This is a genomic window from Paenalkalicoccus suaedae, assembly GCF_006965545.2.
In the GTDB taxonomy this organism is placed as follows: domain Bacteria; phylum Bacillota; class Bacilli; order Bacillales; family Salisediminibacteriaceae; genus Paenalkalicoccus; species Paenalkalicoccus suaedae.
The window spans coordinates 2,548,547-2,560,366 of sequence record NZ_CP041372.2; the positions used below are offsets into that span (position 1 = coordinate 2,548,547).

At 42.7% G+C, this 11,820-nt stretch carries 11 protein-coding genes; 5 read left to right on the forward strand and 6 right to left on the reverse strand.

Annotation, left to right across the window (positions count from 1 at the left end; translation table 11 throughout):
• Positions 1–857: 857 nt before the first annotated feature.
• The 3 genes from FLK61_RS13815 to FLK61_RS13825 are packed head-to-tail and all read left to right on the forward strand — an operon-like array spanning position 858 to position 2,630.
• A complete protein-coding gene (locus FLK61_RS13815) occupies positions 858–1,379 on the forward strand; it encodes a hypothetical protein (RefSeq protein WP_176009974.1) in 522 nt (173 codons plus the stop codon).
• Between the two features lie 32 nt (positions 1,380–1,411).
• Positions 1,412–2,188 carry a chymotrypsin family serine protease gene (locus tag FLK61_RS13820; protein ID WP_176009975.1) on the forward strand — a complete coding sequence of 259 codons (777 nt, stop codon included), beginning with the start codon at positions 1,412–1,414 and terminating at the stop codon, positions 2,186–2,188.
• A 25-nt stretch (positions 2,189–2,213) separates the two neighbouring features.
• A complete protein-coding gene (locus FLK61_RS13825; protein ID WP_176009976.1) occupies positions 2,214–2,630 on the forward strand; it encodes a hypothetical protein in 417 nt (138 codons plus the stop codon).
• Between the two features lie 209 nt (positions 2,631–2,839).
• Here FLK61_RS13825 and FLK61_RS13830 read toward each other — a convergent pair whose 3' ends face one another.
• The 6 genes from FLK61_RS13830 to zapA all read right to left on the reverse strand — a co-directional run bounded on the left by FLK61_RS13830 (position 2,840) and on the right by zapA (position 9,603).
• Positions 2,840–3,184, reverse strand: coding sequence for a hypothetical protein (locus FLK61_RS13830; RefSeq protein WP_176009977.1), 345 nt, complete (start codon positions 3,182–3,184; stop codon positions 2,840–2,842).
• Positions 3,185–4,193: 1,009 nt separating this feature from the next.
• The gene (locus tag FLK61_RS13835) at positions 4,194–4,598 is read right to left on the reverse strand and encodes a DUF350 domain-containing protein (protein WP_176009978.1); all 405 of its coding nucleotides are present in this window, start codon (positions 4,596–4,598) and stop codon (positions 4,194–4,196) included.
• A 16-nt stretch (positions 4,599–4,614) separates the two neighbouring features.
• A complete protein-coding gene (locus FLK61_RS13840) occupies positions 4,615–6,975 on the reverse strand; it encodes an endonuclease MutS2 (protein ID WP_176011251.1) in 2,361 nt (786 codons plus the stop codon).
• An 18-nt stretch (positions 6,976–6,993) separates the two neighbouring features.
• On the reverse strand, positions 6,994–8,700 hold the full coding sequence (gene polX, locus FLK61_RS13845) for a DNA polymerase/3'-5' exonuclease PolX (RefSeq protein ID WP_176009979.1): 1,707 nt from the start codon (positions 8,698–8,700) through the stop codon (positions 6,994–6,996).
• 114 nt (positions 8,701–8,814) lie between these two features.
• On the reverse strand, positions 8,815–9,357 hold the full coding sequence (locus FLK61_RS13850; protein WP_176009980.1) for a CvpA family protein: 543 nt from the start codon (positions 9,355–9,357) through the stop codon (positions 8,815–8,817).
• 3 nt (positions 9,358–9,360) lie between these two features.
• Positions 9,361–9,603: a cell division protein ZapA gene (gene zapA / locus FLK61_RS13855; protein ID WP_176009981.1), complete on the reverse strand. Its 243-nt coding sequence runs from the start codon at positions 9,601–9,603 to the stop codon at positions 9,361–9,363.
• Positions 9,604–10,324: 721 nt separating this feature from the next.
• On the opposite strand from zapA, the gene FLK61_RS13860 reads away from it, so the two are divergent.
• Both FLK61_RS13860 and rnhC read left to right on the forward strand, forming a co-directional pair.
• Positions 10,325–10,819 (forward strand): phosphoribosylanthranilate isomerase, encoded by a 495-nt coding sequence (locus FLK61_RS13860; protein ID WP_176009982.1) that lies wholly within the window; start codon positions 10,325–10,327, stop codon positions 10,817–10,819.
• A gap of 12 nt (positions 10,820–10,831) precedes the next feature.
• Complete coding sequence (gene rnhC, locus FLK61_RS13865) at positions 10,832–11,779, forward strand: ribonuclease HIII (protein ID WP_176009983.1); 948 nt, start codon at positions 10,832–10,834, stop codon at positions 11,777–11,779.
• Positions 11,780–11,820: the final 41 nt, after the last annotated feature.

The following is an 11,820-nucleotide window of genomic DNA, read 5'->3' on the forward strand; positions in this document are numbered from 1 at the left end:
CTTTTCCTTTCTCTAAGCTTAGAGGGCGTCTCTTTTTATGCTCCTCCAAATCAGGCATTCTTCTCTCTTACTAATATTGTAATGAAAACGGATACAAAAAGAAACACTAAAAGCTATATTTTTGAAAAATTGTGAATTGGAGAGGTTTTTGAAACGGTTAATCAAGTGCTATCTAATTTCAAGATCAGCCCTTCGGGCTAGATTGATTAATTGCCAAACAGTTTAAATCTGCACTTCGAGCTGTCAGCCCTCCAGACACTCTACGACATCCATAGGGCCGGTCTTTGAGCTTCCTCGTCGGCATGGCGCGGCTGCCGCCTTACCATTAACGCCTCCTGTGGGATCTCAAAGACCTCTTTCCCCTATGGATTGTCTCCGAATGTCTTCTGGGTCTGCCAGCTCTGCGTTTGATTTAAGAAGGCAAGAGAAAAGAGCTTCTTTAGGTTAGTGACACTACGTATTTTTGCTTTCTCGTCACTCCTTCCACTTTGCACGTCACTTCTGGCAACTTACTCTTCATTACGTGGTGCGTTCTCTTCACAAAAGCAACGGTTCGCTTCACTTAGTGCTTTCTCATTACTTCTCTCACCTTGCGCGTCACTTCCGGCATCTTGCTCGTCATAACGTCGTGATATTATTATTAGTACATTTCGATGTCTGTATTAAATTATTAAACTTACTAAACTATTTACTAGCATATTCTTATCTATTTTAATAATATAATCAGTTACTAAATTTATTAATGATAAACTAACAATATTCTTTTATGCTAAATATTGTTAGTTGGGTGGTTCCAAAAATTATAAGGAGGGTTATTAATTTTCATCACAAATAAATTAACTGAGGAGTTTTATTTTATGAAAACAATTATAGGTGCATTTTTAGCTTTTTTTATTATCCCTTTTTCTTATGCGCATGCAAATTCTAACTCTAATAATATGTCTGTAACAGAAGAAACTGTTAATAAAGTGATTGAAGAAAGAGAGCTTTTTGGTATAAATAGCGATGCTACTGATTTAGAAGATCTTATTTTAGAGGGGAATATTTCTTTGAAATTTGGAGTGCATATGACTGATGAGGAAGAACAGGATTTATCAACTAGGCTTGAAGAACAAAAAGAGACTACCAATAAGATTCAAGATATAATCAAAAGTTCTAAATACTTAGAGGATAACTACTTAGGAAGCTATATCGATCAAGCAAGTGGTGGAGATATTTTTTTCGGCTTTAAACCGGGCACTGATTTAAATATTATAAAAAATAATAATCGTTCTCTAAATACGCTAAATAATAATTCAGAAATTGATATTGTCCTATATCATGCTGAGTATTCTGAAGACGAGCTTGATGAGATAACTTCTATAATTAATAAAACCTAAATGATATAGCTAAACAGATAAATTATGAGTTTATGTTCGTAGATTTTGTAAATCAAAAAATAGATATTGGAATTTTAGAAGACAATGAGATCAATAACTCGAAAGTTATTCAAGTTTTAAGTGAATACGTAAAACTCGAAGACTACTCAGTTTTTAATATTATTATGCTTGATTCCCCTGCTCCAATATTCGACGAATCTAGATCGGCAACAACTAGGCCTCTAAGAAGTGGATTAGTAATTGATCGAAACCCAAATACAACCGGTAATTGCTCCATCGCATATTCTGCTATAGATTCATCTAATAACCCTTATATAATTACGGCTGGTCATTGTTGGGCAGGACAACAGGGTTTAGGTCTTTATCAAGGTGGCTCTTATATAGGTACAGTAAGCAGTAGAGCTCATTATGGGGGGGCTGTCGATGCAATGGGTATTAGGGTATCTTCTAATGCTTTGTTAAGTAATAGAATTTATAACACAGCTACTAGATTATCAAATTTAGAGGTAGCAGGCAACGATCAAATTGGTGACATTGTATGTAAATCCGGGATGCATGGTAACTCTTGTAGTATAATTCATGGCAAAAATGCTAACGGATATACAACAAATCGATCCTTTTATGGGCGAAGATATTTTGAAGGGTTAAGAGCTTCTCTTTATAGCAGCCAAGTTGGCGATAGCGGTGGATTAATACATCACAACAATACTCTGAAGGGCGTTCACAAAGGGAAATTAGAGGGATGGACTGTCTATTCTCATGTTACTCACGTTACACGTCAACTAGGTCTAACTCCAGTTACTTGGTAAGAAATATTATAATGAGGTGATAACTATGCAAAAATTATCCTTTTTCCTAATAATTGTTGTTTTGATTTCTGCATGTGGAAATAACTATAATGGAGCTAGTACAAACCAAAATTTAAATCCAACTAATGATGAAGAGGATTTCCAACTTGATTACAATCTTAGTACGGAAGGAGATATCGAAACTATTTTGACTTATACAGGCGAGGATTCAGTTGAATTAGTTTTCGGTTCTCCTTTAACAGCTATTGCTGTTGATAATACTAGTTATGCCTTTGATGATTTTAGACAAACTACAATACTAAATAAGAATCATAGTTACAAAGAATCTGGCTCACTGAATTTAGAGCCTGGCACTTATACACTGAATCTATTAGCTAAATTTAGTGTTAATGAAAAGCAGCATGAGATAGAGATAAATGATATTGAAATGACGGTTAACTAATTACTTACCCAAATTTAGTACACCGAAATTGAAAATACGTCTAAAATCAAGTAAAACAAGAACCAATTGCACAAGTAACATTTAGAACTTTTGTTAAAACTTTTTGTAGGGATTTTAGAGAATATATTGAAGAAACAGCAAAGAAGGAGGCTGGGATAAAACCCTAGTCTCCTTAAATTTAATTATTTTCGTGATAAATTTATATGTTCTTAATGGTTTTTTAGATAGTACTGCTGCACCGCAGCTCGACTAAATAGTAGAAGTACTTCTTTTAATTTGAGACAATGTTTTTCAAAATAAACGCTGTCTCTTATATCTTGTTTCAACATTGAATGAAGTCCTTCTGAATATTCATTTGCCACCACTTTGACGATACAAAAGTAGGCTAGTTCTCCCTCTTCCGACCAAGAATTGGTCAAGACCTCTTGCAAAACAGACAGCACATCTACTTTTTCAGTAACATCATAGTGATTAAAATCAGGAATAGCCGATGCGACTTCGTCAAATATTCCTAACTCTTTGCCAAAAACATGGTTTAAAACATAGTAAATCAACAGAAACGCGTGGTTTGAGCCCATTTATTGTTATCAAGAAAAGATGTATTTATCGGAGTAGTAGGTCCATTAAAACATTCTTGAACATCCTCTAACTTAATCGATGGGGTCCATTCATCTTTAAATCCTTCGCTTATTACTGTAAGCATTTCTCTTCATAACGTGGTGCTTTCTCTTCACAATATCGGCGGTTCCCTTCACTTGCTGCTACCTTACATTTTTTAACACCGTGTTTTCATTTCTAATACTTCTGCGATCGTAAATTTGCGTTTGGGTTTGGCTCTTTGTTTTGGTTAGCTCTCGACCTTTCCTAATCTATTAATTACCCTTCTCCCTAGAATCTCTAGAGGAGGCAGACTCGGAGAATGCCCGGAGACAATTAGCAGGAATAGGCAGGGAATGAGACCACGCAGAAGGGCGTTTAGGAGGAGACGACAGTCGACTCCTGCCCGACGAGTAGGCTCAGGCACTGACCCTGCTAATGTCGAAGGGCGTTCGTAGAGCTGACTCCTCTTACCATATGGTTAGCATCAACCGCTTGCCTGAAACCAGCGAGAAAAGCACTCACTGATTTCTAACTGCAAGGCTTGCTTCCTTGATGCTTTCGTTCGTCTGCAAAGTCCGCAGACTTCTCGCTAATGTCGAAGGGCGTTCGCAGAGCTGACTCCTCATCACTTAATAAATAGAAAAACCGTATTAAGTTCAGTTACCTTTGATTGTCCGAAGCGAAGGCTGGCGTCTCCTAGAGGGGAACTTTCGCGTAACGAAAATCCTTTCGAACGGCCATTGGTTTGGCCGGTCGAAATAGTTGAGTAAGCCCCTCAGGAAAGTGCCAGCCGAGAGCGTAGGAGAATCGAAGATTCGAATAAAAAACACCGTACCTATTTTAGGTACGGTGCCAACTTGTTATATGAAGAAAAACCAGTAGATGAAGCCACCCACTACAAATAGTGCACATAGCACCATTAATACCTTCGATAATGTTTCCACAACTTAGACCTCCAAGAGCTTATATGCTTGCGCCGATCACGAACGACAGAGAGACGGAGAGGATGAAGGAGATGAGTCCGACGGCGCGGTTATCTGCCTTGAGTTCTGCGTCTACTTTGAAGCCTGGCGTTAAAAATTCAAAGATAAAATAAACGAACAGCAGGAGTAAAAATCCGAATCCACCCCAGCCAAGCATGGCTAAGACGGAGTCGTTTGCTTCGATCGAATAACGGAAAACGTTTGCCACCCCAAACACTTTTCCGCCAGTTGCGAGTGCGACTGCGATGTTGCCGAGTTTGATCTCTTCCCAAGTTTTATAGGACGTGATCCACTCAAAAATCGCTAATGCTACGATAATGAAGATAACGACGATGCTGTAAATACCTGCTGTAAACATGTAGCTGTGCTGAAAAAATGCCTCCACGTTCGAGTCCCCCTCTTTACTTCAGCTTGGCCACGGTAACGCCTGAGCCACCTTCGCCTGCAGAGCCTAAACGCGTTTCTGCTACGTTAGGATGACTGTTCAATAGCTCCTGTACGCCTTTTCGAAGCGCGCCGGTCCCTTTACCGTGAATGATGGATACTTGATGATAGCCAGCTAATACCGCATCATCTAAATACTTTTCAACGTCTAGCATCGCATTCTCAAAGCGCTCTCCACGCAGATCGAGCTCCGTCTTCACGTGCGCATTTCTACCTCGTACGTTTGACAGTGCCTTCGTTTCGACTGCTTTAGGACGGTTAAGATAAAGGATATCGTCTTTTTTAACCTTCATCTTCATCATGCCGAGCTGGACGTAATATTCTTTGTCATTTACTTTGTCTACAATGTGACCCTTTTGATCAAAGCTAATGACTTTGACTTCATCACCTGGGATCAGTTTATCGATCTTCGGCTTTGGTAGTTTTGGCTTTGGAGCCTTTTTCTTTACGAGATTTGGTTCCGCTTCGCTCAATCGCTTTCGTGCATCGATAAGCTCGTGATCTTTAATCGCAGGGTTATTTTTTTGACGCTCGCGAAGCTCTGCAATGATTTGCTCTGCTTCCTCCTGCGCTTTTTTCACGTATTTAGCTGCTTTATCTTCTGCTGACTGAAGCAGTCTGTCTCGGTTTTCATCGAGTTCTTCCATTTTTTCTTGAAGATCGCGGTGGAGTTGCTCCGCTTCCGCGCGAAGCTTCTTCGCTTCCTCGTGATCGAGCTCTGCCTGCTTGCGACTATCCTCTAAAGAAGAGATCATCTTCTCGACTTTGTTACTGTCTTCGGACACGTATCCTTTTGCCTCGTCAATAATGGCATCGCGCAGCCCGAGTCTTTTACTGATTGCAAAGGCGTTACTGCGGCCAGGAACGCCGATAAGTAAGCGGTACGTCGGTCTCAATGTTTCCACATCAAACTCTACGCTCGCGTTCATGACGCCTTCGCGGTTGTACGCATAGCCCTTGAGCTCACTATAGTGAGTCGTTGCAATTACTCGCGCGCCAACTCGGTACACGTGATCGAGGATCGACATCGCAAGCGCCGCCCCCTCCGTAGGATCTGTCCCTGCGCCAAGCTCGTCAAAGAGGACGAGTGACTGGAAGTCCACCTGCTCCATGATCGAAACGATGTTTGTCATGTGCGAGGAGAAGGTACTCAAGCTTTGCTCAATGGACTGCTCATCACCAATGTCTGCGAAAATCTTTTGGAAGACAGCAGCAGTCGATCCGTCCTCAACCGGAATGTGAAGACCGGATTGTACCATCAAGGTGAGGAGACCGAGCGTTTTGAGCGTAACGGTCTTACCACCTGTGTTTGGACCCGTGATAATTAACGAAGTAAAACGGTCGCCAAGCTCAATATCAATAGGAACGATATCATCTTTTGAGATTAATGGATGCCGCGCTTTTTTCATACTTACAACGCCATCTTCGTTTAGATTAGGCTCCGTTGCCTTCATCGCAGCGGCATACGTTGCTTTCGCAAACATGAAGTCTACTTCTGTCATCGTTGCGACGATCACCGATAACTCACCTGTAAACTCACTTACTTTTCCAGACAGCTCCACTAAAATTCGCTCCACCTCGTATTTTTCCTTCGTGCGGGCTTCGCGAAGCTGGTTATTAATTTGGACGACGTTCTCCGGTTCTACAAAGAGGGTCGCACCAGATGAAGACTGGTCATGCACGATTCCACCGTAGTGACCACGGTACTCTGCCTTAACTGGAATAACGTAACGATCATTACGGATCGTTACGATGGCGTCCGACAGCATTTTCCGTCCCGAAGAAGATCTAGTAATGCTCTCGAGCTTGGACTTGACCGCGGATTCATGCGAGCGAATCTGTTGTCTGATCGTGCGAAGCGCTGGGCTCGCCGAATCAAGCACGTGCCCGTTCTCATCGATTGCTTGATCAATCTCACGCTGCAGATCCGTTAGAGGCACAATTTCCGCTACCATCTCAGGTAAAATCGAGAGCTCAATCTCGTCCTCTACCATCGTCTCAACAAATGTTTTGAAGCGTCTGCTCGCATAAATCGTCGAGGAGATGTCTAGTAGCTCATGCGCATTTAGCGATCCGCCAATCTCCGTACGCTTAATGGACGCGCGGATATCGCGCAGGCCGCCTAAAGGAGCCTGTCCTTTTAGACGGACAACCTTGCTCGCTTCCGCCGTTTTCTTTTGCTCTTTTTGTATATGGGTAAAATCTAATGAAGGCATGAGCTCACTCACACGCTGCTTACCTAAGCTTGAGCCAGCGTATGGCATGAGTTGCTCCTTCATTTTATCGTATTCAAGGACACGACAAACTCGTTCCATCATCATCTAGTCATCCTTCCGTTATCTACTCTGCAACCACTCCGCGAGCTTCTCCTTTGACCACGTATTTACTACCGTGTCTTTCGATAACCAGCCGCGACGCGCGTTTTTAACACCAACCGGCATATGCTCGAGCATATCGTAGCGGTGTGCATCTGTATTAATCGCAATGAGGGCTCCTGCCTCCTGCGCTTTCTTTAACCACTTTGCTTCTAAATCTAATCGATTTGGATTGGCGTTTAGCTCCAAAATCGTGTTTGTCTCTTTTGCAAGCTCAATTAAACGATCTAAATCGACATCATAGCCATCACGTCTACCGATGAGTCGCCCTGTAGGGTGAGCAATCATCGCCACATGCGGGTTGCGACACGCCTTCTCTAACCGCTCCATAATCGTCTCTTGATCTTGTTGAAACGAGGAGTGGATCGACGCAATCACAAAATCGACGTGCTCCAATACCTCATCTTCATAGTCAAGATCGCCATTAGGTAAAATATCCATCTCAATACCAGTGAACACATAAATATCGTTGTACTGCTCTCGTAATGTACGTATTTCCTCATGCTGACGTTTCAATCTTTCCACCGTTAAGCCATTCGCCACTTTTAAATACTGCGAATGATCGGTGATTGCCATAAAGGAGTAGCCTTTTTCTTGGCATCTTTCGATCATTTCTTCAATCGACTGAGCACCATCGCTCCACGTCGTGTGCATGTGTAAATCGCCGTTTATATCGTCAAGTTGAACCAGGTCTTTGACGTCCTGCTCCATTTCCGTTGTTCCTTCTCGTCTTTCAGGTGCAATAAACGGTAGATCAAAATGCGCAAAGAAGTCTGACTCTGTCTCAAAGTACAGCACTTCTCCCGTCTCTTCTACCTCCACACCGTACTCACTGATCTTCTCGCCACGCTTTTTCGCAAGCTGACGCATCATCACATTATGATCCTTTGAACCAGTAAAGTGATGGAGCGTTGTTGCAAACGAACGGTCTTCAATCATTCTAAAATCAACAGGTACGATCGTATCTCCGTACGTTAATTCCAGTGATACCTTTGTTTCACCCTGCCCAATGATGGCGTGTATATGCTCAAACTGCGTTAAATAGTCTCTAACTGCAAGCGGATCCTCCGTCGACAGGATAAAATCTAAATCCTTTACGGTCTCACGGCCACGGCGGTAGCTACCTGCAAGCTCCCAGCGCTTCACGCCAGGCGCATCATTTAGCTTTTGCTCTAGATCAACGACCGCCGGATACACTTGCGCGAGCGTTAAGCGATCAGGACGCTTCCCCATCTCCGCAACGCCAGCGAGAATCTTTTCCTCCGTTTTAGCAGCAAAACCTGCGAGCTCTCTCACTTTCCCTTCCTCGCACGCTTTTTTTAAGCTCTCTGCATCCGTGATTCCAAGCTCCGCGTATAGCTTACCAATCTTCTTTCCACCAAGCCCTGGTAGCGATAGTAGGGATAGTAGCCCCTCCGGTACCTCTTGTTTAAGCTCATTTAGTACGCTCGACTCCCCAGATTCTATTAGCTCGTTAATTACCGAAGCCGTCCCTTTACCAATGCCCGTTAAGCTCGCCGGATCCTCAATATCCGTAATCGGACGCTCATCCTTCTCAAGCGCTTGCGCAGCCTTTCGATACGCGGAAATTTTAAATCCATTCTCACCCTTAATCTCCATATATACTGCAATTTTTTCTAGTATCTGAATAATATCCTTCTTGTTCATCAATAGTTCCTCCGATCGAATTGTCTCTACCCACTATAGCGAATATTTCTCCCCTTTAGCAAGCATTGGGACGCTAAAAAGCGCCATGACATCACGTCACAGCGCCTCACACTCTTATCCGTTTCTACCATTCACCCATAGATCCTTGATTTCCTCGGAAACCACGGGAGTGTAGTCAAAAATATATTGAGCGACAGTCGACGATTGGAGTGCCGCCTGAACAGCGTCAACCTGTAACAACGCTGCAAGATGTACAGCAATGGCAATCATGACAACGCCCTCTGCAAAACCAAGCGCTCCACCCAACCAGTTATTCACAAAGTTTAGGATAGGGAGATGTGCTAAAAAATCAAAGAGAGAAGCAATGATTTGCGCAACAAATTTGGTTATAAAGAACAGACCAGCGAACGCGATCCCGTTATAATAAACAGCCTCTAAATTAAAGGAATCTACTAATAGGCTCCAGTTAGAATCCGATGATAATGTTGGGAACGGAATCCATAATCGTATAAACTCTGCGACTGGCTCATAGTATACATAGGCTACTACGAGTGCCGCTATTAATCCTAGTAAATGTACAAACTGCAGAGCAAAGCCTCGTCTAAATCCGACGAAAAAGCTTATTAACAGCAGTAAAAATAATATCAAACTTAACATTCGTTAGTCCTCATCCTTTTCATTCGCCCGTTTTAAGGCTATATAGTCGTTGCTAATATTAAGAGCCGCAAGCACTGCTAGCTGCGTCCCAGTTAATGAAGGGTTAGAGCGTTTTAACTCTTTCATTTTATCGTTAATAAACGTAGCTGCTTCCTGAACGTGCTCGGAGCGCTCATTTCCTACGACGGTATACTGCTGGTTATAAATTGTTACGACTGTTTTGATTTTATCTGACCCTTGATCCACCAATAAGCCTCCTCGCCATAGAAATGCTACATTTAATCATATCATGTCGGATCAAGGAATGAAATAATCATTTAGACTCGGTAAATAATATGGAGGGTTGCTTAAAGCAGACAGCTCTTCGAGCTGAGGATGCTTAAGTGCTAACTAGTTTTTACGTGCAGCCCTTCGGGCTAGGTTGATCAAGTGCTAACTTGTTTCACGCTGCTCTTCGAGCTGTCAGCCCTCCGGACACTCTACGACATCCATAGGGCCGGTCTTTGAGCTTCCTCGTCGGCAGGGTGCGGCTGCCGCCTTACCCTAAGCGCCTCCTGTGGGATCTCAAAAACCTCTTTCCCCTATGGATTGTCTCCGAATGTCCTCTGGGTCTGCCAGCTCTCTTAGCAGGTGAAGGAGGAGCGTTAAGTGATAAATCCTTAGTATTTTTGCTCACCAATTGAACAATTGGATTTATGGAACATACGTAAAAGGAATAGACTTTTAAAGTAGTATCCGATGAGTTGCATCTTATAAGGTTAGATAAGAAGTGAATAATTTTCTTTAGAAAATCTATATTTAAAGCTTTGGCGACTGTTTGTTTTATGAGTTAGCTTATTATTATTTTGTAGTAGCTCTCTTATCATACGAGTGGACTTGCTTAGATGTTTCAAAAATGTAATTGAAAGATAGAATCTACATCTTATATGGTAGAATGAACTGATTGTTTGTTAAAAGGAGAGAATGGATGTCTAAATTTGATGTTTTTGTTCACATAGCTCGCTCATTAAATTTGATAGGGATCACTCCATTATTGATGGGGTCGGTAGGCTTTGAGAGGGTTACCGGTTTACATGTTGATGCTCAGGATATAGATATTCATGTTCCTGGTGATCAAAGAGGTTGGGAGGTCCCTGCTACAGAAAATGTCTTTCAGTGGGAGAATATCATGCAAGTGATGGAGTCCCTAGACTTTACCTTAATTGATTTGCATGAACACGCATTTTCGAACGGAAAAGAGATGGTCGAGTTTGGTATCATAGATACGTTGCCAGACTTTGCGGGAATTAAGCTTGAGGATTTAGAGATACATACAGTGCGAGGAGTAAGATTCTATTTGTTAACGCCAAGTCAGTATTTACGTGTGTATGAGGCTTCATCGAAGGATAGCTATCGAGTTAATAAGAATAATGATAAGGATCAAACGAAAATTCAATTGTTAGAGAATTTGTTAGGTAAATAAGGAGGATCACGAATGTCGAATCATGTATTAGCTGTGTCGGCTGCGACGTTACAAAAAATAAAGGCGCATTATAGTCGCTACCATAAGGCGAAGTTGCCGCCTGGCGCTGTATTTGTTGCCAAGCTTGATGATTGCAATATCACTGGCTATAAGTCAGGTAAAGTGATGTTTCAAGGAAAAGGGGCGGAAGAGGAAGCAAGCCTTTGGCAATCGCAGGCTTCTGCAGGCAAGGGGCCTACGGCGAGTAAAACGCGCAAGGCAGTCGGTGATCATCAGTATGCGCCGCCGAGCGAAATCCTACATTTAGAGCTAATCGGGAGCGACGAGACGGGAACGGGCGATTACTTCGGTCCGATGACGGTTGTGGCAGCTCATCTCACTCGTGATCAGCTTGAGACGGTGGAGTCCTGGGGCATTCGCGATTCTAAAACGATTCGTGATGACGTCATTCGAGCGCTCGCGCCTAAGTTACTTAAAGAATGTACGTATGGCTTAGTCGTGGTGAGAAACGAAAAGTATAATGAGCTTAACGAGAAAGGGCTTAACCAAGGCCAAATGAAGGCTCTTATGCATCATCAAGCGTTGCAAAAGGTGTTTAAAAAGCTAGAGGATGGCGGCTTACACACGGATGGCGTGTTAATTGACCAGTTCGTCGCGCCGAATCGGTACATGGAATACCTACGTTCGATGGGCCACTCGTGGAAACGTGAGGAACCCCTTTACTTTGCGACTAAAGCTGAGGGACTTCATCCAGCAGTTGCTGCAGCGTCCGTATTGGCTAGGTATGCCTTTTTGAGAGAGATGGATAAACTTTCTGAGCAATTAGGTGTGACCTTGCTTAAAGGTGCGAGTGCAAAAGTAGATGCTTCTGCCAGAGAAATTGTGCGGACGCACGGGGAAGATGTGTTGAAGAGTGTGACGAAGTGGCATTTTTCGAATACGCAGCGGGCGTTGAAATAATATGTTGCTAAAGTGCCAACTAGTTTAAATCAGCTCTTCGA